We start from the raw sequence: 26,869 nt of genomic DNA on the forward strand, positions 1-26,869 counted from the left end.
CGGTTTGTATTGCCATTAGAGACCATTCGATGGTACAGAGCGTTCTTAGTCCCGACCCAGGAGTCACTGGACGGAACATCAGTCGAGAGGACAGTGGTTGACAGAGGTGGACAGAGTGGACTCCTCTGTCGGTGTGGCGGTGTCAACGGTCGGTCGAACGTTGCGTCGCGTTCAGCGCTCGAGCCCGCCGCGTTCGGTGACCTCGAGAATGAACTTGACGTTGCGGATGATCTCTTCGGGCGTCGTCTCCTCGTTGGGGTCGTAGAGGTCGCTGGTCCGGTAGAGAATGTTCGCGAGCTGTTTGCTCTCGCTGGTCTCGGCGCGGACATCGTCGGCGACCTCGCGCAGCGCGGCGACGCGTTCAGGGTCGGGATCGAACGCGGGGTCGGGGCCGCTATCGGCGGCGTCGGTGTCTTCGGGTTCGGGTTCCGCTTCCGTGTCCGCTTTTGCTTCCGATCCCGATTCTGCTTCCGATCCTGCTTTCGCTTCCGCTTCGACACCGGAATCTCCGTTCGTGGTCATTGGTCGGTCGAAACCGCTTCGTTGCGTCTGGTCTGTGACACGCCGCGGCGGTGGACGATCCCCGTGTTGTTCGCGACGTTCTCGGTGATCGTTCGGAACGCATCACCCGTCGCGCTTTCGTCCTCGAGCACCGTCGGCTTCCCGCCGTCGCCGCCCTCTCGGACGACCGGATCGAGGGGGATCGACCCCAAGAACGGCATCTCGTGTTCGTCGGCGAACTCTCGGCCGCCGCCGGAGCCGAAGATGTCGTGTTCGCCGCCGCAGTCGGGGCAGGCGAACGTCGACATGTTCTCGGCGATTCCGAGCACGACGGTGTCGTGCTTGGCGAACATTTCGAGGCCCTTGCGGGCGTCGTCCAGCGCGACGTCCTGGGGCGTCGTGACGATCACGGCACCCGTAACGGGCATCGTCTGAAGCATCGTCAGCTGCGTGTCGCCGGTCCCCGGCGGGAGATCGATGACGAGATAATCGAGGTGACCCCACTCGACGTCCTCGGTGAGCTGGGTGATGACCTTGTGGACCATCGGGCCGCGCCAGATGACCGGATCGTCCTCGCCGGTCAAGAAGGCCATGCTCATCAGCTTCACGCCGTACTTCTCCGGGGGGACGAGCGTTTCGTCCTCGGTGGCCATCGGCGGCTCGTCGGCGTCGACCATCCGCGGCACGTTCGGGCCGTAGACGTCGGCGTCGAAGAGCCCGACGTGTGCACCGAGCTGTGAGAGGCCGGCGGCGAGGTTGACCGCGACGGTCGACTTGCCGACGCCGCCCTTCCCGGAGGCGACGGCGATAACGTTCTTGACATTCGGCAGTACCTGGTCCTCCCCTTCGAAGTCGTCCCGGTCGGGAATGCTCGCGGAGAGCTCCGGATCGACGCCCTCCTCGAGGAAGAGTTCGCGGATCTCGCCGGCGATATCGCTTTCGGTCGGTGAGTAGGGGGCACCGAGTGCGAGGTCGATATCGACCTGCTCGCCGTCGACGCTGATGTCGTTGACGAGTCCAAGCGACACGATATCGTCGCCGAGTTCCGGATCTTCGACCGTCCGAAGGCGGTCGCGAACGGCGGCTTCGTCCATGCCTGTAGGTTCTTCCCAGCGTCGAAAAGGGTTGTGTTCGCGTACCGTCCGTCGCGTCGTCTCGCGGTTGGTCTCACCGACGTTCGAAGCCGTGTTGTCCGGTCGGTCGCGGGATGGGTCCTCGAGTTCGGTAACCAGCCGTAGTCATACGGGCTGGGTCCTATTACCGCTGGCGAAGTCAGGACCCGCTGTGGTTCTCCGGGACATCAGCACAGCAGTCCGTCTCAGGCGTTGAAGTCGAACCGCGGACCGCCGTACGTCGCCGGATCGGGGTCGAGTTCGACACCTTGCTCGTACCGGACGAAGTTCAGATAGAAGGGGCGGCCACAGCCCTCGATCGGTTCGCCCTCAAGGTCGGTGACCGGGCCATCCTCGCCGCAGATGAACTCGATTCCGTCGGCCGATTCGCGGTCCGGGTCGTTCGGTTCGGCGTACTCCCAGCCCGGCTGTGTCACTTTTGTCACGGAGCGATCCGCCAGGTCCGGCGGCCGCTCGAGGCTCACGACGGCGTTGCAGTGGGGACAGGTGTAGCGGACGGTGACGGTCATCGACGGCCCTAGGCGTCTCGAGGATGTAAGCCTGCGGGACGCGGCTATGCTCCCACCCGGGCCCGTTTCCGAACCGTTTACCGGCTGCCTCTCCCACCACAGTTATGGCCGACTTCGATCCCGAAAAGTTCGAAGACAAGTACGTCCACTACTTCGAGGAACTCGAGACCGCGTACTCGAACGCGTATCAGGAGTTACACGGACGATACGAGTCCGAGGTGCTCCGTGCCGTCGACCGGCGGGTGTTGAGCGAGAGCGAACCGTTCTACGAGGGTGAGGGGGAGTTCCGAGTCGAGTTGCCCGATGAGCCCCGCGAACGCGTCGGCGCGGTCGCCGACCACGACCAGTTCGACGCCGTCCTCGAGGCACTCGTCGACCGAATCGAGAACGAACTGGCGCGGATCTTCGGGTTCGAATCGGCCGACTGAGCACGTCCCGAGCCGAGTCGGACCCGAACACCTTTTGCGCTGACGGGAATTCGTGCAGGTATGATCGACGAGACGGCCGAGGAAATTCGGGACATGCAGACACACAGCTCCTCGGTAGTCGCCGTACGCGCGACCCAGGCCCTCGAGGAACTTGTCGAACGGGAGTTCGCGACCGTCGAAGAGTACGTCCGCGCGCTCGAGCGCAACGGCTCGGTGTTGCGGCGAGCGAACGCCTCCCACGCCTCGCTACAGAACGCGGTTCGCGAGGTCGTCGACGACGTCACCGACGCCGATCCCGAGAGCGTCGAGGCGGCCAAACGCCTGACGAGCGAGAAGATCGACGAGGTCGTCTCTCGGGTCGAATCGGGCAAGCGGCTGGCGGCCGAAAACGCCGTCGAAACGCTCGCGGACGGCGCGACGCTCTTGACTCACGACTACTCCTCGACCGTTCTCGAAGCCCTCGAGCGAGCCGTCGACGCCGGAAAATCCTTCGAGGTGTACATCACGGAGGCTAGACCGCGGTATATCGGCCGCAAGACGGCGCGGGCGCTCGCCGATATCGACGATATCGAGACGACGCTCATCACCGACAGCGCGAGCGGCCTCTACCTCGAGGAGTGTGACCGCGTCGTCGTCGGCATGGACTGCATCGTCGACGACACGTTGTATAACCGCGTGGGAACGTTCCCGATCGCGTCGACGGCCGCCCAACTCGACGTGCCGGTGACCGTCCTGGGATCGGCGTCGAAAATCGTCAGCGAGGGATTCGTCTTCGAAAACGAGTTCCGGTCGGGCAGCGAGGTCATGCCGGAACCCGCCGAAGGGTTCGCGGTCAAGAACCCGAACTACGACGCGACCCCGGTCGAACTGCTCGAGAGCGTCGTCACCGACGAGGGTCGCCGGGAGTTCTAGCTTTTCGCGAAGTCCACGGGGCGCGGACAATCACGCTCCCGTGGCGACAGCCTAAACCCGGTTGTGTGGTATGGCCGCCATGCGTCTCGTACAGGTGTTCGTCCCGTCGGGGGATCTGGAACTCGTCCTCGAGACAGCGGAGGAAACGGGAGTCGATTACGCCGTCTCCGAACAGACGAGTCGCGGAGAGTTCGAGGCACTCGTTTCGGTCCCCGTCCCGCCGGCCGCCGTCGAACCGTTTCTCTCGAAGCTTCGAGACGCCGGTCTCGACGAGGAGTCGTACACGGTCGTTACGGCCGCTGAAACGATCGTCTCGAGCCGAACGGACGAACTGACTCGCGAGTTCGACGGCACCAGAATCTCCCGGGAGGAGCTCCAGTCGCGGGCGGCCGATCTCGCCCCCGCCGCGTCGACGTACTTCGTCTTGCTCGTGGTTAGCACGGCCATCGCGACGGCCGGCCTGTTGCTCAATTCCGCGGCGACCATCATCGGCGCGATGGTCGTCGCGCCGTTGATGGGGCCGGCACTGACCGCCAGCGTGGGCGTCGTCGTCGACGACGACGCGCTCGCGACACGGGGAGTGGTCCTGCAGGTGGCTGGCCTCGGCGTCGCCGTCGCGACGGCGGCGGTGATCGGGTGGGCACTCAGAGGGACGGTGTTACTCCCGCCGGGGTTCGATATCACGACGGTTCCCGAAATCAGCGAGCGAACCACGCCGAGCGTTCTCGCGCTGTTTCTCGCGCTCGGCTCGGGTGTCGCCGGCGTCGTCAGCCTCGTCCGCGACGTCGGCTCGGTGCTCGTCGGCGTGGCCATCGCGGTCGCGCTCGTCCCGCCGGCCGCCACCGCCGGTCTCGGTATCGCTTGGGGGCATCCGACGGTGATCCTCACCGCCGGCACGCTCGTCCTCGTCAACCTGCTCTCGATCAACCTGACCGCGCTGATCCTGCTGTGGCTTTCGGGGTACCGTCCGCACCGAACGGAGCGGGTCGATCACGCGTACGGCCGGTTGCGCTCGCGCGTCGTCGTGCTCCTCGCCGCCATCGCCGTCCTGTCGCTCGTCCTCGGCGGCGTTACGTACGGCACCTACCAGGCCGCCGCGGTCGAACACGATGTCCAGGCCGAACTCGAGGCGATGAGCGACGATCCGGCCTTCGAGGACCTGTCCTTCCGGGAGGGGAACGTCGACTACGAACCGATCGACGTCTACACGGGCGGGCAGCCGTCGGTGATCGTCTTCGTCGAGCGGCCGCCGGGAGAGCAGGAGCCACCCGATTTCGCCGACACCGTTCGGGAGCGGCTGGAAGCGGCCACCGGGACCGAACTCGAGGTCGCCGTCGAACTGGTCGATACGCAGCGAAGCGAGTGAGCGATCGCGACTACTCTCGTTCGCCGAACGTCCGCGGGGCCCCTTCGGTCGGACTCGCCCAGTCGACGGCGTTGCGAAGCACTCGTTGAACAGTCTCGTTCTCGTAGATCGGATACGTCTCGTGACCCGGACGGAAGTAGAATATTCGGCCGTTTCCGCGTCGGTAGCAACAGCCGCTGCGGAACACCTCGCCGCCTTCGAACCAGCTGTTGAATACGAGTCGGTCCGGTTCGGGGACGTCGAACGGTTCGCCGTACATCTCCGTCCGCGGCAACTCGAGATACTCCTCGAGTCCGTCCGCGATCGGGTGGCCGGGATCGACGACCCAGAGGCGCTCTGTCGCGCCGTCCTCGCGGTACTGTAGGCTGCAGGTGGTCCCCATCAGCCGCTTGAACGGCTTCGAGTAGTGTCCGGAGTGGAGGACGACCAGGCCCATGCCCTCGAGGACCCGTTCCTGGACGCGCTCGGCGACCGCGTCCGACACCTCGTCGTGGGCTTCGTGACCCCACCACAGCAAAACGTCCGTCTCCTCGAGGACCGCGTCGGTGAGGCCGTGTTGGGGTTCGTCGAGCGTTGCGGTCCGTATCTCGTAGGTGGCGTCGTCGCGGCCGGTGCCGTCACCGCCGTCGTGGTTCCGAAGTCCGTCGGCGATGGTCTCGTGAATGCCGTCCGGATAGACGGCCGCAGCATCCTCGTCTTCGCGCTCGTGTCGAAACTCGTTCCAGATCGTGACCCTGGTCATCGACCGGTTCTCGTCACCCAGCCTTTTAGTTCGACTGATCGGAAACGGTGAATATCCGGGCAAAATACAGCATTATCGAACCAAAAACCCTGAACGAATACGGTGGTCGTGTCGAACGGCGAGAACGAAAAACGACCGTACAGATTAATTGGTCACAACTCTTATTTCGATAGCCAACTGCGTCACTCTATGGACTGGGACCGCACACAAACGACAGCGAAATGGAATGTTTCTCCCCGCACGTCCCCCTCAGGAACACATCAATCGGGGGTTTCGCAATGATCGGCGCCGGAATCGGCGTCGGAATCGTCGGCCTCGGCGGAATGGGCCACCTCCACGCGCGAAGCGTCAGCGAACTCGGCGCCGACGTCGTCGCCGGCGCCGACCTGGTCGAGGGACAGCGCCAGCGATTCGCCGGCGAATTCGGTGCAACGACCTACGAAACCCACGAGGGCCTCGTCGAAGACGACGCCGTCGACGCCGTCATCGTGACGACGCCCAACCGGTTCCACGAACCGATCACCGTCGACGCGCTCGAGGCCGGCTGTGACGTTCTCGTCGAGAAGCCGCTCGCCCACACCTTAGAGAGCGCAGAACGAATCGCTCAGGCGGCGGCCACGGCGGAGGGCATCTGTATGGTCGGATTTCACAACCGTCACGCCGCGTCGATGGCCATGTTCGACGAACACGACGCCCGCGGCCGATTCGGCGATCTCACGCACATCGAGGCGAACTACATTCGGCGACGAGGCGTCCCCGGTCCGGGCTCCTGGTTCACCGATCCCGAACTCGCCGGCGGCGGCGCCCTGCTCGATATCGGCGTCCACGCCCTCGACCTCGCCCTCTACGCACTCGATTTCCCCGAAATCACGGAGGTCTCCGGTACCACCAGAACCACGTTCGGAACCACCGAGGAGTACGCCGACCCCGAGGGATTCGGCGACAACTGGGACGCCGAAAGCGAAACCTACGAGGTCGACGACTCCGTCAGCGCCTTCATCCGGTGTGCAAACGGCGAGACGATCTCCCTCGAGGCCGCGTGGGCGACAAACCGCGAGGAGAGCATGGACTTTCGTGTGCGCGGGACGGACGCCGGCGCGCAGTTCGACATCGGCGACACGGCGCTCAATATTCTCGAGACCGGGACCGCCGGCGGCGATCACTACGCCGACGTGACGCTCACCGGCGACTCGTCGCTGACCGGGTATACGGCCCAGGACGAACAGTTCCTCACAGCCGTCGCGGCGGAGACGCCGCCGGAAACGAACACCATCGAGGAGGCCATGATCGTCCAGCGCGTAATCGACGCCATCTACCGCTCGAGCGAAACCGGTCGAGCGACCCGACTCGAGGAGGTCGACCTCGGCGTCGAGCAGCGGGCGCGGATGAACTGACTCGTCGGGCCGATTCTCTGTTTTCTTCTTCTTTGGGTTGATTTACGCTCGAAGGGTTTTCACAGGCGTTCGTCCAGTAGCAACGCTGGTGTCAGTCGGTGGCTCGAGGGTATCATACGGTTTACTGTAGTCAATTACCGCCGATCACCGACCCCGTCCCTGGAGGTCGGCGGTACATAGTTACAGCAATCCGCATCAGTGGGGACAGCCGAGGCTGAGGCTAGATGGGAGGTCGAGAAAAGCGACAGGAACGGCCGTCTTAGAGGACTTCGTCGAAGTCGTGGTGACCGTGGATATCGACGCCTTCCTCGGTGATCTCACAGAGGAAGACACCGTTCCCGGAGCCGGTGTCGCGCTCGACGGCCGACTTGATGCCGCGGGCGGCGACGGTTTTCGCCTCTTCGTTGGACATGTCGTCCTCGTAGGACTGCTCGAGGTGACCGTAGGCGAGTTGCATCCCGCTGCCGGTGACGGTGTAGTCGTCTTCCATGACGCCGCCGGCGGGGTCGATGCTGTAGACGTGGCTACCGTCCTCGTCGACGCCGCCCAGGATCGGGTGGATCGCGAAGAACGGGCCGCCGCGGGCGAAGTTACCCGCGAGCGTCGCGAGTGCATCGATGCTCAGGTTTTCGCCGCGTCGGGCCTCGTAGAGGTTGACTTCGGCGCGGAGGCTGCCGATGAACGACTGTGCGCCGCCGACGCTGCCGACCAGCGTCAGTGCGGCGGTCGGGTGGATCTGTTCGACCTTCTGGACGTTCTTGTTCGAGACGAACCGGCCGCCGAGGCTGGCTCGCATGTCGGTCGCGATGACGACGCCGTCGGCGGTCGAGATACCGATCGTCGTCGTCCCGGTCTTGTTGACGTTGTCGAGATCAGCGCGTGTGAGATCGTTCTGGGGCATCGAGCCGACTTCCGGCTCATAGGGGTTCGGATCGTCGGCCAACTGGTCGACGGTGCGGGAGAAGTCCGAATTCTGTTGAGGTGCTCGCATTGACCGAACGTTACGGCCGGCACGGTATAAAACACCGGCGGTCACCACCGTCGTTTCCGCTTTCACGGCGGCGGCTCTCGAGTCGATCAGTAGGAGAAGTAGTTCGGGTCTCGTCCGGGTCGGTCTCGGTCCGTCTGAAACGGCGTAGTTAGTTCATCAGGGTTGGGTGGCTTCGTAGGCCGACTCGACGTTTGCGAGGAGCCGGTGGACTGGGAGGGTGAACCCGATCTGTCGGGTGACCATTGCAAGCGGCATCGCGAGGATGCCGACCATAATGCACAGCTGGTACAGTGCGAACAGGGTCGCGCGGTACACGCGGGATATCATCAGCGTTCATCGTGCCCCAGACGGAGGGTGTATATAAGCTTTCTTGAAATCCAATATCTATAATGGTTGTTACTGACTAATCGGGTCGCTCCCGTCATGCGATTCAACTCCGGTTTCGATCCGAACAACTCGAGGCGTACTCGGGCCGATGTACGGGTATCCTGACGACAATCGACTCGCTCGATTCTCGTAACTTATGCGCATTATCCGATTCACGTGCGCACCTCGAGCGCGTCGCTATCGACGTCGGAACAACGACGGGGGATCCGCCGCGTGTCGGGGACGAACCGCAAAGCAGGAAACCCCCCGGAACGACCACGACATATGGGAAACTATCTCGTCGCGATGGAAGCCGCATGGCTCGTTCGTGACGTCGAAGCGATCGACGACGCGATCGGCGTCGCCGTCAGCGAAGCCGGGAAACGACTCAACAGCGAAAACATGGACTACGTCGAGGTCGAGGTCGGCGCGACGGGCTGTCCGGCCTGTGGCGAGCCCTTCGATTCGGCGTTTATCGCGGCCGACACCGCGCTCGTCGGCCTCGGTCTCGAAATGGAGGTTTTCAACGCCGACAGCGAAGAACACGCCTCTCGGATCGCCAAGAGCGAAGTCGGCGGCGCGTTGCGAGACGTGCCGCTCTCCGTCGTCGAAATCGCCGAAGTCCCCGAAAACGAGGACTAATTTCGGTCGCGGCCGCCGTTTTCGACAGCAGTTCGTCGAACTACAGAACCGTGAATCGACCCAAAGTATTTTTGATAACCCGCAGTTATTGGCCCGTATGGAACTTCCGACGCCCGCGGACCTGCGCCAGCGCCGAACCGAACTCGGGCTGACCCAGAGCGAACTCGCGGATACGGCCGACGTCTCCCAGCCGCTGATCGCGCGAATCGAGGGCGGGGACGTCGACCCGCGGCTCTCGACGCTTCGACGGATCGTCAACGCGCTCGAGAAGGCCGAAAGCGACGTCGTCCGTGCCGAAGACCTGATGAACGAGGCCGTCGTCAACGTGGCCCCGGACGACGCGGTCAAGGCCGCTGCCCGAAAGATGGAAGACGAAGCCTATTCCCAACTGGCGGTCATCCAGGACGGGATTCCCGTCGGCTCGATCAGTCAGAGCGACCTCGTTCACCTCGACTCCGAGGCTCGAGACGAACCCGTCGAAGAGCACATGAGCGAGAGCTTTCCGACGGTGTCGAAAGACGCCACCTTAGACGAGATCAGCAATCTGCTCGAGCACTACAAGGCCGTGATGATCACCGAGGCCGGCGAGACCGTCGGGATCATCACGGAGGCCGATATCGCCGCGCGGTTCTCCTGATCGGCTTCCGGTCGGGGCCGTCGCCTTTCGCCGAACTGGCGGAAGTTGCGAGTCGGTTATCGAATCGGGCGAAAAGAACACAGATGAACTTCTCAAAGGAATTTCCGATTTTCCACTGAAAGAGGGAGATTTGGTCCTCGAAACCACGGAATGATAACTACGCGTGGGAATCGTGGGTCAAATGCTGTCGCCAGCGTGCTTTCCAGGCAAGTATTGGGCTCGTAGTGCAGACTACGGTTCGACAGCGCGGGGAGTCCACTAATGGAACACACGCGACGGGAGATCGTACTGGGAGCCAGCGCGGTGACGGCCGGCAGTCTCGCCGGTTGTCTGGGAACCGTCGGCCGGGACAGCGACGGCGAGTGGGCGCTCGCCTCGTTCTTTACGCTTGCCGATTTCACCGCCCAGATCGTCGGCGACGGTAGATCGGTCGACAATGCGGTTCCGTCCGGACAGCACGGCCACGGCTGGGACCCCCAGGCGACGATGCTCCCGTCGATCGTCGAATCCGAGGCGTTCGTCTATCTCGGTGTCGAAGGGTTTCAGCCGTGGGTCGATCAAGCGGTCGAGGAAGTCGAGTCGAATCACGGCGACGACGTCGTCCTGATCGACGCACTCGAAGGGATCGATCTGCTCGAGTACGATGGTCACGGCCACAATCACGATCACGAGACCGATCACGGACACGGCGAGCACGCTCACGAACTGTCCGTCCGGGCCATCCAGTTGACCGACCGCGACACCGGCGAGACCGTCGTCGACGCCCACGCCGACCACTGGCACGGCGAACCGCTCGCCGTCCCGATCGAGGACCGCCGGTCGCTCGGTGCTATCCTCGAGACCGACGACGGCGACGCTGTCGATCTTGGCGACGAGTATGCGCTGACTGCACGGACCGCCGGGTCAGCCGATCTCCTCGAGATCGAGTCCCACGGCGATCACCTCCACGTGCGTGCAACCGAGGACGGGGCCGCGACGATCGTCGTTCAGGTCGCCCGCGGGGACTCGATCGTCTGGAAATCTCCGGCACTCGAGGTCGAAGCTGGAGCGGGGGCAGACGGGGACGGTGCAGACGGACACGGCCACAGCCACGGGGGCGATCGCGACGACGGCCACAGTCACGGCGATGATGAGCACGGCCACGACAACCACGATCACGACGCCGACGACGGACACGGCCACGATCACAGCCACGGCGAGTACGACGCCAAATTCTTCTCCGATCCCCTCCTGGCGAAACGCGGCGTCGAGAACATTCGCGACGCCCTGATCGACCTCGACCCGGACAACGCCGACGGCTACGAGGCCAACGCCGACGACTACCTCGAGCGACTGGACGACGTTCACGCGGCCTACGAGCAGCGTCTGGCCGATCGGACACAGGACGCGGTGATCCTCGCCGGCCACGATTCGTTCCAGTATCTCAGCGACCGCTACGGCTTCGAGATTTACACGCCCTACGGGCTTTCGCCGGACGACGACCCGAGCAGCAGCGAGATCGCCGACGCGGTCGATTTCGTCGAAGAACGGGGTATCGAGTACGTCCTCTGGGATTACTTCGACGGCGACGAGGACGCGGAACTGATCGCCGCGGAAGCCGATACCGTCATCGACACCGTGATGGTCTCTCCGGCGGAAAGCGTCGTCGAAGAATGGGGCGAGGCGGGCTACGGCGACTACGTCGGCCAGATGATGGAGATCAATCTGACGGCCTTCGAAACGGCCCTGGGCGCGGTGTGAACCAAGCGTCTCGTCCGATGGTAGCCCGGCGACTCCCGAACGGTGTGCCCCGATGAACCGAGCACTCGAGGTCGCAGTTCGGGCGAGCGTCGGAGCGGTCGCCGCCGCCGCGGTCGCCGTTTTCCTTCCGATCGCGTTCGGGCTGATGCCCGACCGATTTTTCGGGGCCAGTTGTACGGCCGGCGAGGCGCTGGGCACGCGACTGGCCTGCTATCGATTCATGTGGAACACGATCACGGTCGGCGTCTTCATCGGGATCATCGGCCCGATGATCGGGACCTTCCTCGTCCACCGGGAGATGGCGCTGATCGGCGAGACCCTCGCCCACACGGCGTTCGCGGGCGTCGCCTTCGGAACCCTACTGTTCGCCGGGACGGGGTGGGACGTTCGCCTGTTGCTCGTGGCTCTCGGAGCGGCCATCGTCGGCGCGCTCGGGGTGCAAGCGCTCGCCAAGCGAACCGGCTCCTACGGTGACGTCCCGATCGCGATCGTGCTTACGGGCAGTTTCGCGCTCGGAACGCTGTTTATCGATCTCGGCGGGGGCTTCGCGTTCGTCGATATCAACAGCTACCTGTTCGGGAACATCTCGATCACCGACGACCGCAGCGTCACCTTGATGGCGCTGGTCAGTCTCGCCGTCGTCGTCGTCGTCTCGCTCGCGTACAAGCAACTCTTGTTCATCACCTTCGACGAACGGGCCGCTCGGGTCGCTCGAGTTCCCGTCGCGGGCTACAACGGGCTCTTGATTGTCCTGACCGCGCTGGTCATCGTCGGCTCGATGCAGATCCTCGGCGTGATTCTCGTGGCCGCGATGCTCGTCGTCCCCGTCGCGGCGGCCTCGCTGGTCGCCGGCAGTTTTCGGGAGACGCTCTACACGTCGATCGTCGTCGGCGAGTTCGCGGTCCTGTCCGGGCTGGTTCTCTCGTGGCTGTTCGAACTCCGCCCCGGAGGCACGATCGTCGTCGTCGCGATCGCGTGCTACCTCCTCGCGGTGGTGCGTACCGGCCGAACCGGGTCCGCGCCGACGAGCCACTGAGGCGGACCGCCGTAGTCAGTTCGGGTGCGTTTGCCAGAGAAAGACCGCTCGCGATCGACCCGGTAACGGGGACAACAGCCCGTACGAGCGGACGGTCCTTCGCCGCTGGCCCGTTCGATGCCGGCCCGAAAAGGAAACGCGTGTGGGATTACGGGGACGATAGCGTCGGGGCAGACCATCACCGTCCAATTATTCGAAACCTGGTCGCGAAATATGGGATTCGATGGGCAAATATTGTCATACACAGTGCTATTTACGCCGTTCGTGTTCCTATTCTCCTTCGTAATGGAACATCTACGTCTTGAAATCGCTGGAGTTTCAGCCGGCGTGATCGACGAATGAGCGAGTTCGTTCCGGGAGAACTGCGCCCGTCCGAGGACCCGGTCCGGCTCAACGAGGGGCGGCCGACGGCAACGGTAACGGTCGAGAACACCGGCGATCGTCCCGTGCAGGTCGGCTCTCACTTTCACTTCTTCGAGGTCAACCCGGGGCTGACCTTCGACCGGGAAACCGCCTACGGGATGCGACTCGACATTCCGGCGGGCACGGCGGTCCGATTCGAACCGGGCTGTGAACGGGAGGTCGACCTCGTCGATATCGGCGGCGACCGAATCGTCCACGGCATGGGCGGACTGGTCGGCGGCGAACTCGACGACGAGGACGTGAAGGCCCGAGCGATGGACCGGGCTCGAGCGCAGGGCTACATCACGGAGTCGGCGGACGCCGCTCTCGACGCGGGGGACGAGCAATGAGGGAACTCCCGCGCGCGGCGTACACCGAACTGTTCGGTGCGACCGAGGGTGATCGAGTGCGTCTGGGTGATACCGACCTGTTCGCGAAGATCGAGACCGATTACGGCGTCCCCGGCGAGGAAGCGGTCTTCGGCGGCGGAAAGACGATGCGCGACGGGATGGGCATGCAGTCGGGGACGACCCAGGCCGAAGGTGCCCTCGACTGGGCGTTTACGAACGTCGTGATCATCGATCCCGTGTTGGGCGTCTGCAAGGGAGATATCGGCGTTCGAAACGGGAAGATCGTCGGCGTCGGCAAAGCGGGGAATCCGGATACCATGGACGGCGTCGACATGGTGATCGGCTCGAGTACCGACACTATCCCCGCCGACGGGCTGATCGCGACTCCCGGCGCGCTGGACATCCACGTCCACTTCAACAGCCCGCAACTGATCGAGCACGCGCTGGGCTCGGGCGTGACGACGATGTTCGGCGGCGGCTTCGGCGGCGGGGCGACCACCTGTACGCCCGGCCCGCGGAACGTCCAGCGGTTCCTGCAAGCCGCCGAAGAGTGGCCGGTTAACGTCGGCTTCTACGGGAAGGGCAACAGCAGCCAGCCCGCGGCGCTCCGCGAGCAGGTCGAGGCCGGCGTCGCCGGACTCAAACTCCACGAGGACTGGGGGTCGACGCCCGCCGCGATCGATACCTGTCTCGAACTCGCGGACGAAGAAGACGTTCAGGTCTGTATTCACACCGACACGCTGAACGAGTCGGGGTTCGTCGAGGAGACGTTCGACGCCATCGACGGTCGCGCGATCCACACCTTTCACATCGAGGGCGCGGGCGGCGGACACGCGCCGGACGTGCTCGAGTTGATCGGTCACGAGCACATGCTCCCCTCGTCGACGAACCCGTCGATGCCCTACACCGAGAACACGTTCGACGAGCACCTGGACATGGTGATGGTCTGTCACCACCTCAATCCCGACGTGCCGGAAGACGTCGCCTTCGCTGAGTCCCGCATCCGCGCGGAGACCATCGGCGCGGAGGACGTCCTCCACGACACCGGCGCAATTTCGATGATGACAACCGACTCGCAAGCGATGGGCCGGATGGCCGAGTTAGTCTGTCGGACGTGGCAGACCGCCCACAAGATGAAACACCAGCGCGGGCCGCTCGCCGCCGACGAGGGAACCGACGCCGACAACGCCCGCATCGCACGCTACGTCGCCAAGTACACGATCAACCCGGCGATCACGGCGGGGATCGACGACTACGTGGGCTCGCTCGAGCCCGGAAAGCTGGCGGACATCGCGCTGTGGGATCCAGCCTTCTTCGGAATCAAACCGAAAGCGGTCATCAAGGGCGGGTTCCCGGTCTGGTCCCAGATGGGCGAAGCCAACGGCTCGTTGATGACCTGCGAACCCGTCATCGGCCGCGAACGCGCCGGCGCGCAGGGACGGGCCAAACAGGCGCTCTCGATATCGTTCGTCAGCGAGGCCGCCTACGAGAACGAGGTCGGCGACGCCTACGACCTGAAAACGCCCGTTCGACCGGTCAGCGGAACGCGGGAGGTCCGCAAGTCCGACATGGTCCACAACGACCACTGTCCGGACGACATCGAGATCGACGCCCAGACGTTCGAGGTCGAGGTTGACGGCGAACACGTCACCTGCGACCCGGCCGACGAACTGCCGCTCGCACAGCGATACCTGCTCTGATTATGACTACCGAAAACACAGTTACAGCGACGACTCCGCGGACGATTTCGACAGCATCGACGACCCAATCACCCCTCGCCTCGAGCGACCCGGCGGAGGTGAACCGATGGGAATGAACCTCTCGCCGAAGGAGATGGAGCGGCTGACGGTGTTCATGGCCGCGGAACTCGCGCGCCGACGGAAGGACCGCGGCGTGAAGCTGAACCACCCGGAGACGGTCGCGTACATCTCCGACTGGGCCTGCGAGGCCGCTCGCGAGGGGAAATCCGTCGCCCGGATCCGGACCGAAGCGACCCAGTTGCTCACGCGCGAGGACGTGATGGACGGCGTGCCGTCGATGGTCGACATGATCCAGGTCGAACCCGTCTTCCCCGACGGTACCAAGCTCGTGACCATCCACGACCCGATTCGGGCCGACAGCCGCGACCAGCTCGAGACGGTCGAGCCCGGACCAGGCGAGGAACTCGCGGCTGCCGGAGACGAGGCTGTGGCCGAGGGGGACGCCGACGAGAGCGAAGCGCACACCGCGGGTGGCGGCCCCGAGCCGACGGAGGGAGACTGATGGGGTACCGAGACGTCGCCAAAGTCGGTCTCGGCGGTCCCGTCGGCTCCGGAAAGACGGCCCTGGTCAAGCGACTCGTCCCCGAACTCGTCGACGAGGGGTACGACGTCGGCGTCATCGCGAACGACATCATGACCCAGGAGGACGCCGACGTCTTCCGGGAGTCCTTCGCCGATCTCCTGCCGGAGGATCTGGTCGAGGGCGTCGAGACCGGCGCCTGTCCACACACGGGGATCCGCGAAGACCCTTCGATGAACCTCGCGGCAATCGACGAGTTCACCGAACGTCATCCCGACCTGGACGTCGTCCTGATCGAGAGCGGCGGCGACAACCTCGCCGCGACCTTCAACCCGGAACTGGCGGACTACTTCCTGTTCGTCATCTCGGTCGCCGAGGGCGAGGACATCCCACGAAAGCGCGGCCCCGGCGTCACGCAGGCCGATCTGTTGGTCGTCAACAAGACCGACCTTGCACCCCACGTCGACGCCGATCTGGACGTGATCGAGGCCGACGCGGGCGAGGTTCGGGGCGACGACCCATTCGTCTTCACCAACTGCAAGGACGGCTCCGGGGTCGGCTCCGTCCTCGAGCACGTCGAGCGGGAGGTGCTGTTCGTGTGAGTGCGGGTCGATCGAGCGCCGGCGGAATCGAATCGGCGCGCCTCCCGGCCGCCTTCGAGGCCTACGCCGACGAGTCACTCGCTCAGGCTCCGGCCGGCGGCCCCGGGAAGAACGGACTGCTCGAGGCCGCGTTCGCCCGCGATGGCGAGAACCCGACCCGACTTATCCGCGATTACGTGAAGGTTCCCTACCACCTGACGGGGGCCCTCGAGACCGATCCGGCACCCGGACTCGCGACGCTCGTCGCCCAGGAGCCGACCGGCGGCGTGGCACAGGGCGACCGCCACCGGATGGCGATCGACGCTCGCCCGGGAGCGCGCGCACACGTAACGACCCAGAGCGCGACGAAGGTCCACAGCATGCGCGCGAACTACGCTCACCTCGACGCCTCGCTCCGGGCGGCCGCGGGGAGCTACCTCGAGTACGTTCCGGGGCCAACGATCGTCAACGAGGACGCGCGCTGTCTCCAGACGATCGACGTCGATCTTGCGGACGATGCCTGCGTCGTCGTGGCGGACGTCCTCGTTCCGGACGGGTTGAGCGACCACGAGCCGTTCGAGTTCGATCACTATCACGCCCGCGTCGAGGCCGAACACGACGGGCGATTAGTCTGTGCCGACGCCGTCGACCTTCGGCCGAGCAACCGTGATCCGCGGGACCCGGCGAGCGTCGGGGAGTACGGCGTGGTCGGATCGCTGTACGTCTTCGCGCCGAGCGGTGACGGCGGCGAGACCGGAGACGGGAGCGACGATGTGGACGAGGCCGGCAGCGAGAGTGGCGGCGGAGGGACCGCGGAGGACCGCAATTCCGATTCCGATTCCGATTTCGATTTCGATCTCGAGGCCCTGATCGACGGCATCCGCGACCGAATCGGAGACCGCGAGGATGTCCGGGCCGGCGTCTCGATGCTTCCCGAGGAATCCGGCGCGATCGTTCGAATTCTCGGGCATCGAGAGGCCGACGTTACGGAGACGCTGCGGGCCGCATGGGACGAAACGAGACGGCGGCGACTGGGGGTCGGCGTACCTGCCGACCGGCGGTACTGATGGAGCGAATCGACGGCGTCGTCGGCAACGTCCACGCCGACGACGAACTCGCCAGGTTGCGAGACGAACACGACGCCGCCGGAACGCTCGAGCGAGTCGTCATCGACGCGAACAACCGGCGGCGCTCGCGGTTCCGGGCGACGACGGACGCGGGAACGGACGTCGGCGTGATCGTCGACAAGGCCGCGGTCTCGGCCGGGGACGTGCTGTCGGTCGAGGACGACCGATTGATCGTCGTCGCGTTCGAACCGCTCGACGCTCTCGCCCTGACGCTGCCCGAGGCTACCGACGAACGGCTCGAGGCGGCGGTCGAACTGGGCCACCGGATCGGCAACCAGCACTGGGACCTCGCGGTCGAGGACGGCGTGGTCTACGTCCCGCTCGAGGCGGACCGCCACATCGTCGAACGTGTCGTCGCCGACGTCGTTCCCGGCACGGAGATCCAGGAGCGGACCGTCGAAGCCGACCTGTTCGTGACGGATCTCGAACTCGAGGGTTCGGGGTCCGGGTCCCACGGTGGGGACCACGAACACAGTCACGGACGTGGTGAGCACGACCACGAGCATTCACACGCTGCCGACGACGGACACGATCACTCGCACGAAGAGCACAGCCACTCCCACCCGCACTCGCACGAAGAGCACAGCTACGACCACACCGATCACGGCCGCGAGCACGATCATGAGCACTGATCCGCAGTCGTTCCTAACCGCCCTCCGCCTTTCGGACTCGTTTCTCCCCGTCGGCGGCTACACGGCCTCCTACGGCCTCGAGCAGTACCTCAACGAGGATCGGATCGAGGACGGCGACGACCTGCAGGCGCTGCTCGCGGCCTACCTCCGGCGCGTGGTCGGTCCCTGTGAAACCGTCGCGCTGGCCAACGCCCACGGGGCGAGCACCGCGGCGGATCTCGAGACGCTGCTTGCCGTCGACGAGCGACTGCACGCGGTGACGATGCCCCAAGAGTTTCGCGAGAGTTCGACGAAGGCCGGGGCGAAACTGTGTGAGTTACTGGGCGAAACCGCGGCGGAATCGGGGCCCGAAGGCGGGACGGACCTCGAGTCAGCGTTCGCCGATACCGTCGCGAGCGACGACACGCCGGGGCACTACCCGGTCGTCTTCGGCGTCGTCGCGGAGCGTCGCGGGCTCTCGAGGCTCGAGGCCTGTCTCGCCCACGCCTACTCGTTCATTACGGGGCTGCTCGGCGCGGCCCAGCGACTCGGCCGGTTCGGCCACACCGAGATTCAGTCGGTGCTCGAGGCGCTGGGGCCGACGATCGCCGAGACGTGCGAGCGCCACGTCGACGACGAGGTGACGGCGATGGCGTCGTTCGCACCGCTCGCGGAGATTATGGGAATGCGACACGAACGGGCCGGGCGGCGACTGTTTATGAGCTGAGTGAAAGGCCTAAATCGATACCCGATAGCGAGAGGCGGTCGGGCGTGGTCTTTCTGACCGGCCTGTCTGCCATCGCGACGACGACGCCAGACGGCAGCGGACGAGCCCGTCTCGAGTCGTTACCGTTACTATTGCTGCCCCGGATCGTCGACCGCGGCCAGCCCGCTCGAGACCAGTCGTCGAAGGAGGACGACGACCCCGTTCTCGAGTCCTCTGGCGAAAATCGCCTGTTCGTCCGCCTCGGTGGTCCCGCTGCCGGGATAATAGGTGCCGATCAGGAGCGTTTCGCGGTCGATGAGCAGGATCCGACTGACGGCGACGTCCTGTCCGGCCGACGCGCCGTGGAGCCAGTCGAGTTCGGTCTCGAACACGCGGACGCTCGGGAGTTCCGTCCCCAATCGATCAGTGATCGCGTCCGTCTCCCCGCCGAGGATAATCGAGAGGTCGCGGTCGACCGCGTCGTGTATCCCGTCGAACAGCGGTTCCGAGAGAATATCCTCGTCGACGACGAGCAACGCGATCTCCGACTCCGCCTCGTCGATGAGATCGAGCGTCCGCGACTCGACCGCTTCGTGACCCGTCAGCGACCACACCTCCTGTACGCTGTCGTCCTCCGAATCGGGTTCCCGCTGTTCGACGCTCTCGAGTTCGCCCTGAAGCGTCTCGATCCGATCGTCGTACTTCTTGCGGAGGGTCTGGGTCGCTTCGTCGATCTCGACGGCCCGGTACTGCTGGGGGCTCGAGTGTTGTACCTCGACGAGACCCTGCGACTCGAGGACGCGAATGGCGTCGTAGACGCGCGTCCGCGGGACGTCGGAAATCTCGTGTATCTGTTTTGCTGTGCCGGTAGGGAGTTGCGTCAACGCCAAGAAGCACCGCGCTTCGTACTCCTGAAGGCCGAGCTCTTGTAGTAGACTCACCGCTTCTGCCGCCGTATCGTTCCCTGTCATGCCCAACCACGAGTTCGGATAGCCGAACACGTTCATTGGGTCGTGAAGGGTGAAAAGAATTCACCTATCGCCCGATACTTGGGACCGAGGCGGAGTCCACAACCGACGGATTCGTACTCTCGACCGACTCGGGTCCGACTGCGAAGCGAATCGTCGCGCCGTTCCAGACGGTTAACTCAGATAATCACACAAACTATTTTACCCCACGACTAGAAGGGCGAAACGGCGTACACCGCTACGGCCCAACCACGGCGATGTACGCCGTTTTAGATCGATCGAGAGACGAATCTGTGTAGCCGTCGGTCACACACCGTCATTCAGTTCGATGACTCGAGGCCCTGCTGTGAGCGGCTTCGGCGTTACGTCCAGTCACCGGGAACCGCGTCGGCGTTTTCACGGAAGAGTTCCAGCATCGGCTCGATTTCGTCGAACTGCGGTCCTTTCGTAACGATCTGCTGGTCTCGGTTCCACTCGATGAAGCCGTACGCTTCCAGTTTCGGCAGGTGGACGTGGTGCTGAGAGATCGACGGTATCGCGTATCCGCTGTCGGCCTTCGACTGCGACAGTACCTCACCCGGATTCCGGTCCAGTAACTCGAGGAGTAATTGACGCCGATACCGATCCGATAGCGCTTCGAAGACGTTGTCCGCCACGTGAATCTACCTGGTTGTTTGGTAGCACATCTGTAGAGTTAAACGGCCGACTTTTTCACGATTTGTCGCTGTATTGATTAACCGAGTAACAATATAGCAGACTTCGGCGCTCGAGTCCGCAGGACCCACGAAATCCGGTCGTTCCATCGGGGCCACCGGTGAACTCGATCAATCGGTATCGGGACGGGGCGCGTTCTCGTACCTGATCATCTTCTCCGGTTTATCGGAAATCGTCTCGTAAATCCGCTGGAGCGTCTCCTCGGCCGCAAACAGATTGTGGTCCTCGAGGAACGCTCGGCCCTCGTCGGTCAGCCCGTAGAACTTCCAGGGATACCCTTGCTGGCGCTCGTCGTCGGGAAGCGCGACCTCATCGACGATGCCGGCGTCGATGAGTTTCTGGACGTGTTTGTACACCGTCGCCTCGCTCACGCTCGGGTTCAGTCGCTCGAGTTCGTACATCGAGGGGAGTTGATCGGGGTGTTGCAGGATGTTGGCGAGCAGTGCGAATCGCGTTTCCTGCGTGACGAAGTGGAGGAGTTCCCGCGTCTTGCCTCCTTCGTTCGGGCCCGCATCGGTACTCATGACTCCATCTACGCAGCCGACGGTCAAGTAGTTTACCCTGGGGTAAATCACCTTGGAGTAATCCGCTGAAACGCGGCGGTTTCGGAAACGGAAACGCGGAAGAAAATCCTATGTGAAAGTGGTGTGAATCGAGGGGTATGACCGATGAGTCGCCGCCGGTTCCCGAAGACGTGCTCGCGACTGCGACGGAGCGACTCGAGGACGAGGCGCTCACGCTCGCGGACAACGAGGAGATCCTGACGGCGTTGAGCGAACTGACGCCGATTTACGAGCGCGAGCGCTCGTACTTCGTTCTCGGGAACTACGACCGCGAACAGATGCGCCGCCTCGATCTTGTCGTCGACCGCCTCAACCGCCGCTCCGACGCCTACGCCTTTCGGATGAGCGACGTTCGCGGCGGCTGGGACAACGGCATCCAGAAGTTCTGTCTCATCTCCGATCTCGTCAGCCACATCGTGGGCGTCGCCGAGAAGGAGCCGAGCGGCTTCCTCGTCGAACAGGGGTTGGTCGTCGGCACCGAGGAGTACTTCGAGAAGAGTCACGTGCTCAAGCGTACGTATCCCGATACCGACGAAGAGCACCCGTACGGCTGGATGGAAGACAGCGTCTTCGAGTTGCTCGAGGAAGACGGCCGGCTGTATCAGTGGGAAACTGAGGCGGAGCTCGTGGCCGCCGTCGAAGCCCTTCCGTGAGCGACGCCCGCGATACTGCGCCGTTACTGCTGTTCTGGCACCCGTTCTTCGGCGACTCTCAGGAGTGGCCCGAGACCGGCACCGGCTCGCACGGCTCCTCGAGATACGCCATATCCGACGCCGAGAGCGAGATGTCGAGCGCCTCGACGGCCTGTTCTAAGTGCTCGACGCTGGTCGTGCCGACGATCGGCGCGTCGACCCAGTCCTTATGAAGCAGCCACGCCAGCGCGATCTGAGCCATCGTCACGCCCTTCTCGGCGGCGAGTTCTGCGACGCGTTCGTTGATTTCCCGGCCGCCACCCTCGCGATACGGATGGTCGTACAGGTGCTCTTCCGTCTCGCCGCGTTCCGTGGCGTCGATCTCTTCGTGCGGCCGCGTGAGATAGCCACGGGCCAACGGCGACCACGGTACCACGCCGATATCTTCCTTTTCACAGAGAGGTAGCATCTCCCGCTCCTCCTCGCGATAGACGAGGTTGTAGTGGTTTTGCATCGTCTGGAACCGCTCGAGGCCGAGCGCATCGCTCGCGTGCAGCGACTCGGCGAACTGGTGGGCCCACATGGAAGACCCGCCGACGTAGCGGACGTGGCCCCGCCGAACGGCGTCGTCGAGCGCCCGCAGTGTGGTCTCGATCGGCGTGTCGTCGTCCCAGCGGTGGATCTGGTAGAGATCGATCGTGTCCATCCCCAGCCGTTCGCGGCTGGCCGCGAGTTCCTGTTCGATCGCCTTTCGGGAGAGGCCGCCCGAGTTCGGGTCGTCCTCGCGCATCTGGAAGTACCCTTTCGTCGCGACGACCGACTCCTCGCGGTGGCCCTCGAGCGCCTCGCCGAGGATCCGTTCGGACTCGCCTCTCGAGTACATGTTCGCCGTATCGAAGAAGTTGATTCCGAGGTCGATCGCACGCTCGATGATCTCCGTGCTCTCCTCGTCCTCGAGGACCCATTCGCGCCAGTCGCTCGAGCCGAAGCTCATACAGCCCAGACAGAGTCGGCTGACTTTCATGCCGGTCGAACCGAGTGTCGTGTACTCCATACGGACCGGACGCGCGCCTCCGAAAAAACAGTACGTGCTGGGGCAACCCCTATTCGCGACGACCGGCGCCACAACTTATAGGTAAGATATCCGTTATTTTTTAGTGAGGTCGCGCCGTACCGCCGGCTGTCCATGGCGGACGAACGCAACGACCGAGACGCGACCCGCAACGACGACAGTGGCATCGTCTCACGAATCAAGCGCGTCTTCAGTCGGAGCGACTGATACGGACTGCCGTACCGAGGTCCCGTGTAACCACGGCGGCTGTGGTTGCACCGGCACTGACGGACAGGACACCGTCTACATAGGAAGCAGGCAGAGTGCCCCGGGCCACCGTGCCCGCGGTACTTCACACGCTACCGTCAACCTGCGATTCCGTTCGTTATTTCCATTTTTCTCGTGGCACCGATCGCGCGTGGACTCGAGTGGCCTCAGTCGGCGGTACCGAGACGGTCGCCGACTGATCGCGTGCCGGACGATTTCGACCCGGAATGGGTAGCCGGGGCCACGTTCAAACCGAACGCGTTCGAAGCGGTAGTATGGACACCGCCGAGAAATTCGGCCGATACGCGGCGTGGGTCGCGGACGAGTCGCCGCTGTACGCGTCGCTGGCGGGGGCGGCAGCTGTGGACGACCTCCTGCTCGACATCGCGTCAGAGGCCCGGGCGGCACAACCCGAACCGGAACTCCTGCTCGCGGCCGTCCACTCGCTTCTGTTAGACGGCCGGGATCACCCGCTGGTTGACTTTTACCCCTCCTGTGGCGGCACAGCGGAGGACGGGGATCCCGTCCCATCCTTCCGAGACTTCTGCGCGACAAACGAGGATCGGTTGCGGTCGATCGTCGCGACGCGGCGCTGTCAGACGAACGACGTCGGGCGATCCGCAGTGCTCCGTCCGGCGTTCGAATACGTCGCCGAAACGGCCGGAACGGAGACCGTAGCGCAGATCGAACTCGGATCGAGCGCGGGGCTCAACCTCAACTGGGACCGCTATCGGTACGAGTACATCGACGACGGAGCGGTCGGACCGAGCGACGCTCCCGTGACGATCGAGACGGCGGTGCGGGGCGACCGGCGTCCGCCGGTCTCTCGAGCCGTCCCGACGGTCGCGTATCGGCGCGGGATCGACCTGAACCCCCTCGACGCGTCCGTCGAGGCGGACGCCCGATGGCTGCGCGCGTTAATCCATCCGAATCGCGTTCGGCGACACGACCGGCTCGAGGCAGCGCTCGAGGTCGCCCGCGAGCACCGTCCCCCGCTCACCGAAGGCGACGCCGTCGACGACCTTCTCTCTCACCTCTCGGACGCTCCGGACGACGCCGCCCTCGTCGTCTACAGCACGCACGTCCTCTACCAGCTCGAGGCGGAGACGCTCGCGGCGCTCCGATCACTTCTCTCGCGGTACAGCAGGGACCAGCGCGTGTACTGGCTGTCGATCGATCCGGACGAGGACCTTGGAACGCCGGCTTACCGCCTGGTTACGTTCGACGACGGCATCGCGACGGAAACGCGGCTCGCACGGTTCGAATCATACGGGAAGTGGATCCGGTGGCTCGCTCCCGAGCGCGGGTCGCCCTCACAGGAGCCCTCGTAGCAGCGACCCGAGCACCGGTAATCCGAACGCGCTGGCAACGACCAGATAGACGACCGGCGTCATCTCGATGACGATCCACGTCGAGGAACCGAGCGCGAACGCGAAGGCGACGAGCACGACCGCGCCGAAGGCGACCGCTCCGACCACCCCTCGTCGGAGATTCGGCGCGAGGACGCTCACGAGCGCCCCGCCGACGACGAGTCCGAACCAGTGCAGCCACGAGAAGAGCAGGCCGAGTGCGACCGCGATGACGACGGCGACGGCGTGCGGTCCGGGCTCGGTTCTGATGCGCTCGAGTAGCACCCGGCTACGTGCGACTGGCGATTCGTCGAGAGGTTCGGAACGCCCGCCAGAACCGCCGGCCTCGCTCGAGTCGGGTTCGTGCTCGCTCACGACGACCCCTCCGTGAACTCGACGGTGGTGTCAGTGTCGTCGGGGTCAGTGTCCACGGCCATCGGTTTCTGGTCGTTCTCGATCCACCGTTCGAGCTGGTCGGCGTAGTGATCGGAAAAGTAATCCCCCGAGTTGCCGCCGGGGAGGATCGCGGTCGCGTCCCCGCCGGGTTCGACGACCATCCGCCAACTCGAGCCGACGGCGCTCGCGACGCGGTAGTTGTTGACCGTCGCCCGCGAGCCGTCCAGCGGCCGTTCGTCATAGTCGAGAAACGGCGCCTCGACGCCGAAGGGGTGTTCGATCGGCCCGGTGGTGTTCCAGTCGCCGTAGACCGTCCAGCCCTCGTCGTCGATTTCGTCCAGAGCCTCCTCGAGGGCCGCAATCATCGTCTCGGCTCGTGACCGATCGGCGTAGAGGTCGCTCTCGTCACCGAGCGTCGCGATTGCCCAGTCGCCGGGGTAGTAAGAATCGTCGAGGTCGTTGTCCCCAAACTGTGGCTCGACGGTCAACCGACGGAACTGGTCCATCCATCGGGCGAAGACGAGCGCGCCCGCGCTCTCCCGAACCATCCGTCGATCCCAGTCGTCGAGAGTCCTGCCGGCCTCCTCGAGCCGATCGGACACGTCCCGATCGTCGAGCGTTTCGAGCAATTCAGGGACGAGTTGCTCCGCCCGCCCGTCGCGGGCGTCCCGCTGGAGGTCCCGGTGGAACTCGAGGTCGGTCAACTCCCCGCTCGCGACGGCCTTGTCCAACCGGTCGTAGATCCGGGCGCCGCGGTAGGGCGAGGCGTAGGCGACGCCGACGTAGTGTTCGGGATCGTCGACGACGCGCTGATTCGCCGTCGCGAGCACGTCGGGATCAATGGCGTGGGGTTTCTCCTCGAAGGGGACGAACCCGTCCCAGGAGGATTCTCCGAAGGGCGTAAAGCCCTCCCACTCGCCTTCGCCCGCGGAGCCGTCGAAGATTTGGTTGCCGGCTACGGCGTCCCCGTCGATCGTCCGAACGGGAAGCTTCCCCGTCGCGTAGTACAGCGTTCGCCCGTCGGCGTCCGCGTAGACGAGGTTCTGTGTCGGCAGATCGAACTTCCGGGTTGCGGAGAGCAGCGCCTCGAGGCCGTCGCTCCGGCCGAACTCGTAGATCGCTTCCGTCGTCCGGGTGGCGGTGTGGCCGGTCCAGGCGACGCCGACTGTCTGCTCCTCGCGCTCGAGCACCGGGCCGTGGACCGTCTTCCGAAGCGTGATCGTCCGGTTCTCGCCGTTCGCGACGGCGAGTTCGCGTTCCTCGGTCTCGAACTCGCGCCACTCGCCGTCGTAGCGGTAGCGCTCGCCGTCGTCGTCGATATCGTACCGATAGCAGTCGAGGACGTCGGCGCCGACGTTGGTAAAGGACCACGTCCCGGACTCGTTGGCCCCGGCAATGACGAACGGGACGCCCGGGAACGTCGCTCCCCGAACCGACGTCTCGGGCGTCTCGACGCGCTGTTCGTACCACAGCGGCGGCGTCATCAGCGTGAGGTGGGGATCGTACGCGACGATCGGCCGTCCGCTGTCGGTGTGCTCGCCCGAGACGACCCAGCTGTTCGAGCCGACGCCGGTCGGCGATTCGAACCGGGAGAGCCAGCCGGTCAGTTCCCGACCGACCGAGCCAGTGCTGTCGACGGAGCCTGCCGTCTCGTCGGTTGCTTCGTTCCCGTCGCTCGAGTCGTCGTCGTTTTCGCCCTCGAGACGATCCGCATCCACTTCGTCCCGGAGGATCGGCACGTCGTGGTCCATTCGTTCGGGATACAGCGCCCCAGCGAGGTCGTCACCGAGCCGATCGGCGACCAGCGCCCGGCGGAGTTCGCCGAAGTTCCCCGTCAGATCCCAGGATATCTGCTTCTCCATCAGCATCGAATCGACCGGCGTCCACTCGCGGGGTTCGAACCCGAGCAGTTCGAACTCAAGGGGGAGCGGTTCGCGTTCGATCGCGGCATTGACGCCGTCGGCGTAGGCCTCGACGAGCGGCCCAGCGGGGGTCTCGGCGGCCAGTTCCCAGGTCGCCTCGGCCGCGCCGACGAAGTCCATCCGCGCGTGGAACTCGTCGTCCTCGAGGGTGGCCTCGCCGACGATTTCGGAGAGTTGCCCGCGCATCACCCGCCGCTGGAGATCCAGTTGAAACAGCCGATCGAACGCCTGCGCGTAGCCGACGGCGAAGTACGCGGCCCGTTCGTCTTCGGCTTCGACGTGGGGGACGCCGTCGTCGTCGACCCGCAGGGTCGCCTCGCCGTACGGACTCTCGACTGACTCCGGGCGGGTCCGGTCGGCTGCGTTCCAGGCCCGCCCCGATAGCGGTGCGAACTGCTCGAGGAGTTCGCGGGCGCCGGAAAGCGTCAGGCCGCCGATGCCTGCGGCGAGCGCGCCGGCGAGCACGCCGCGGCGTGTGGTGTCTGCTGGCACTACCCTACCGATCCGGCGCACGTGTCTTAGTTGTCACGCCCGCGAACGGTCGCGGCCGGTC

Annotated in this window: 29 protein-coding genes; 17 read left to right on the top strand and 12 right to left on the bottom strand. The window is 64.7% G+C overall.

The features are described from left to right. Positions 1-171: 171 nt before the first annotated feature. From GS429_RS09545 to GS429_RS09555, 3 genes are all read right to left on the bottom strand, one after another. Positions 172-522 (bottom strand): DUF7976 family protein, encoded by a 351-nt coding sequence (locus tag GS429_RS09545; RefSeq protein ID WP_160064960.1) that lies wholly within the window; start codon positions 520-522, stop codon positions 172-174. Then, on the bottom strand, positions 519-1,595 hold the full coding sequence (locus GS429_RS09550) for an Mrp/NBP35 family ATP-binding protein (RefSeq protein WP_160064962.1): 1,077 nt from the start codon (positions 1,593-1,595) through the stop codon (positions 519-521). Before GS429_RS09550 ends, GS429_RS09545 begins: the two co-directional genes overlap by 4 nt. 224 nt (positions 1,596-1,819) lie before the next feature. Further along, positions 1,820-2,143, bottom strand: coding sequence for a DUF7969 family protein (locus GS429_RS09555; RefSeq protein WP_160064964.1), 324 nt, complete (start codon positions 2,141-2,143; stop codon positions 1,820-1,822). 104 nt (positions 2,144-2,247) lie between these two features. Between GS429_RS09555 and GS429_RS09560 the strand changes: the two genes are divergently transcribed. The 3 genes from GS429_RS09560 to GS429_RS09570 all read left to right on the top strand — a co-directional run bounded on the left by GS429_RS09560 (position 2,248) and on the right by GS429_RS09570 (position 4,849). Further along, positions 2,248-2,571 (top strand): DUF5783 family protein, encoded by a 324-nt coding sequence (locus GS429_RS09560; RefSeq protein WP_160064966.1) that lies wholly within the window; start codon positions 2,248-2,250, stop codon positions 2,569-2,571. 60 nt (positions 2,572-2,631) lie between these two features. Further along, positions 2,632-3,483, top strand: a complete 852-nt coding sequence (locus GS429_RS09565; RefSeq protein WP_160064968.1) for an eIF2B alpha/beta/delta subunit family protein — start codon at positions 2,632-2,634, stop codon at positions 3,481-3,483. 79 nt (positions 3,484-3,562) lie between these two features. After that, on the top strand, positions 3,563-4,849 hold the full coding sequence (locus GS429_RS09570) for a TIGR00341 family protein (RefSeq protein WP_160065178.1): 1,287 nt from the start codon (positions 3,563-3,565) through the stop codon (positions 4,847-4,849). A gap of 10 nt (positions 4,850-4,859) precedes the next feature. Here GS429_RS09570 and GS429_RS09575 read toward each other — a convergent pair whose 3' ends face one another. After that, positions 4,860-5,591: a ThuA domain-containing protein gene (locus GS429_RS09575; protein WP_160064970.1), complete on the bottom strand. Its 732-nt coding sequence runs from the start codon at positions 5,589-5,591 to the stop codon at positions 4,860-4,862. Between the two features lie 278 nt (positions 5,592-5,869). Here GS429_RS09575 and GS429_RS09580 point away from each other — a divergent pair, with 278 nt between their 5' ends. After that, entirely contained in the window at positions 5,870-6,985 is a 1,116-nt protein-coding gene (locus GS429_RS09580) for a Gfo/Idh/MocA family protein (protein WP_160064972.1), read from the top strand. 259 nt (positions 6,986-7,244) lie between these two features. Here GS429_RS09580 and psmB read toward each other — a convergent pair whose 3' ends face one another. Next, the gene (gene psmB / locus GS429_RS09585; protein ID WP_160064974.1) at positions 7,245-7,976 is read right to left on the bottom strand and encodes an archaeal proteasome endopeptidase complex subunit beta; all 732 of its coding nucleotides are present in this window, start codon (positions 7,974-7,976) and stop codon (positions 7,245-7,247) included. A gap of 156 nt (positions 7,977-8,132) precedes the next feature. After that, entirely contained in the window at positions 8,133-8,303 is a 171-nt protein-coding gene (locus GS429_RS21820) for a hypothetical protein (protein WP_201293994.1), read from the bottom strand. 324 nt (positions 8,304-8,627) lie between these two features. Between GS429_RS21820 and GS429_RS09590 the strand changes: the two genes are divergently transcribed. The 11 genes from GS429_RS09590 to GS429_RS09640 all read left to right on the top strand — a co-directional run bounded on the left by GS429_RS09590 (position 8,628) and on the right by GS429_RS09640 (position 18,475). Next, positions 8,628-8,984 carry a DUF555 domain-containing protein gene (locus GS429_RS09590; RefSeq protein ID WP_160064976.1) on the top strand — a complete coding sequence of 119 codons (357 nt, stop codon included), beginning with the start codon at positions 8,628-8,630 and terminating at the stop codon, positions 8,982-8,984. Positions 8,985-9,081: 97 nt separating this feature from the next. Next, positions 9,082-9,621 carry a CBS domain-containing protein gene (locus tag GS429_RS09595; RefSeq protein ID WP_160064978.1) on the top strand — a complete coding sequence of 180 codons (540 nt, stop codon included), beginning with the start codon at positions 9,082-9,084 and terminating at the stop codon, positions 9,619-9,621. Positions 9,622-9,882: 261 nt separating this feature from the next. Further along, complete coding sequence (locus tag GS429_RS09600) at positions 9,883-11,361, top strand: metal ABC transporter substrate-binding protein (protein WP_160064980.1); 1,479 nt, start codon at positions 9,883-9,885, stop codon at positions 11,359-11,361. 52 nt (positions 11,362-11,413) lie between these two features. Continuing rightward, the gene (locus GS429_RS09605) at positions 11,414-12,397 is read left to right on the top strand and encodes a metal ABC transporter permease (RefSeq protein ID WP_160064982.1); all 984 of its coding nucleotides are present in this window, start codon (positions 11,414-11,416) and stop codon (positions 12,395-12,397) included. Between the two features lie 338 nt (positions 12,398-12,735). Beyond that, on the top strand, positions 12,736-13,149 hold the full coding sequence (locus tag GS429_RS09610; RefSeq protein WP_160064984.1) for an urease subunit beta: 414 nt from the start codon (positions 12,736-12,738) through the stop codon (positions 13,147-13,149). Further along, positions 13,146-14,849 carry an urease subunit alpha gene (gene ureC, locus GS429_RS09615; protein WP_160064986.1) on the top strand — a complete coding sequence of 568 codons (1,704 nt, stop codon included), beginning with the start codon at positions 13,146-13,148 and terminating at the stop codon, positions 14,847-14,849. The genes GS429_RS09610 and ureC overlap by 4 nt, the downstream gene beginning before the upstream one ends. 106 nt (positions 14,850-14,955) lie before the next feature. Beyond that, positions 14,956-15,411 carry an urease subunit gamma gene (locus GS429_RS09620; RefSeq protein WP_160064988.1) on the top strand — a complete coding sequence of 152 codons (456 nt, stop codon included), beginning with the start codon at positions 14,956-14,958 and terminating at the stop codon, positions 15,409-15,411. Continuing rightward, positions 15,411-16,031, top strand: a complete 621-nt coding sequence (gene ureG / locus GS429_RS09625; protein ID WP_160064990.1) for an urease accessory protein UreG — start codon at positions 15,411-15,413, stop codon at positions 16,029-16,031. Before GS429_RS09620 ends, ureG begins: the two co-directional genes overlap by 1 nt. After that, positions 16,028-17,077, top strand: coding sequence for an urease accessory protein UreD (locus GS429_RS09630; RefSeq protein ID WP_328821324.1), 1,050 nt, complete (start codon positions 16,028-16,030; stop codon positions 17,075-17,077). The genes ureG and GS429_RS09630 overlap by 4 nt, the downstream gene beginning before the upstream one ends. After that, a complete protein-coding gene (ureE, locus tag GS429_RS09635; protein ID WP_160065182.1) occupies positions 17,077-17,769 on the top strand; it encodes an urease accessory protein UreE in 693 nt (230 codons plus the stop codon). Before GS429_RS09630 ends, ureE begins: the two co-directional genes overlap by 1 nt. Next, positions 17,759-18,475: an urease accessory protein UreF gene (locus GS429_RS09640; protein ID WP_160064992.1), complete on the top strand. Its 717-nt coding sequence runs from the start codon at positions 17,759-17,761 to the stop codon at positions 18,473-18,475. The genes ureE and GS429_RS09640 overlap by 11 nt, the downstream gene beginning before the upstream one ends. 128 nt (positions 18,476-18,603) lie before the next feature. Here GS429_RS09640 and GS429_RS09645 read toward each other — a convergent pair whose 3' ends face one another. The 3 genes from GS429_RS09645 to GS429_RS09655 form a co-directional block, all read right to left on the bottom strand. Continuing rightward, positions 18,604-19,425, bottom strand: coding sequence for a TrmB family transcriptional regulator (locus GS429_RS09645; RefSeq protein ID WP_160064994.1), 822 nt, complete (start codon positions 19,423-19,425; stop codon positions 18,604-18,606). 359 nt (positions 19,426-19,784) lie between these two features. Beyond that, the gene (locus GS429_RS09650; protein WP_328821325.1) at positions 19,785-20,078 is read right to left on the bottom strand and encodes a transcriptional regulator; all 294 of its coding nucleotides are present in this window, start codon (positions 20,076-20,078) and stop codon (positions 19,785-19,787) included. 168 nt (positions 20,079-20,246) lie between these two features. Continuing rightward, the gene (locus GS429_RS09655) at positions 20,247-20,660 is read right to left on the bottom strand and encodes a MarR family winged helix-turn-helix transcriptional regulator (RefSeq protein WP_160064996.1); all 414 of its coding nucleotides are present in this window, start codon (positions 20,658-20,660) and stop codon (positions 20,247-20,249) included. A gap of 137 nt (positions 20,661-20,797) precedes the next feature. Between GS429_RS09655 and GS429_RS09660 the strand changes: the two genes are divergently transcribed. Beyond that, positions 20,798-21,352 carry a DUF8170 family protein gene (locus tag GS429_RS09660; protein WP_160064998.1) on the top strand — a complete coding sequence of 185 codons (555 nt, stop codon included), beginning with the start codon at positions 20,798-20,800 and terminating at the stop codon, positions 21,350-21,352. A 58-nt stretch (positions 21,353-21,410) separates the two neighbouring features. On the opposite strand, the gene GS429_RS09665 is transcribed toward GS429_RS09660, so the two are convergent. Next, a complete protein-coding gene (locus tag GS429_RS09665; protein ID WP_160065000.1) occupies positions 21,411-22,385 on the bottom strand; it encodes an aldo/keto reductase in 975 nt (324 codons plus the stop codon). Positions 22,386-22,924: 539 nt separating this feature from the next. Here GS429_RS09665 and GS429_RS09670 point away from each other — a divergent pair. Continuing rightward, the gene (locus GS429_RS09670) at positions 22,925-23,980 is read left to right on the top strand and encodes a DUF2332 domain-containing protein (protein WP_160065002.1); all 1,056 of its coding nucleotides are present in this window, start codon (positions 22,925-22,927) and stop codon (positions 23,978-23,980) included. Here GS429_RS09670 and GS429_RS09675 read toward each other — a convergent pair. Together GS429_RS09675 and GS429_RS09680 are read right to left on the bottom strand one after the other, a co-directional pair. Beyond that, positions 23,963-24,373, bottom strand: coding sequence for a hypothetical protein (locus tag GS429_RS09675; protein WP_235920783.1), 411 nt, complete (start codon positions 24,371-24,373; stop codon positions 23,963-23,965). The genes GS429_RS09670 and GS429_RS09675 overlap by 18 nt on opposite strands. Then, positions 24,370-26,808, bottom strand: coding sequence for a penicillin acylase family protein (locus GS429_RS09680; RefSeq protein ID WP_328821326.1), 2,439 nt, complete (start codon positions 26,806-26,808; stop codon positions 24,370-24,372). Before GS429_RS09680 ends, GS429_RS09675 begins: the two co-directional genes overlap by 4 nt. Positions 26,809-26,869: the final 61 nt, after the last annotated feature.

Origin of the sequence: Natronorubrum halalkaliphilum, from assembly GCF_009834785.1 — an archaeon.
Taxonomy (GTDB): Archaea; Halobacteriota; Halobacteria; order Halobacteriales; family Natrialbaceae; genus Natronorubrum; species Natronorubrum halalkaliphilum.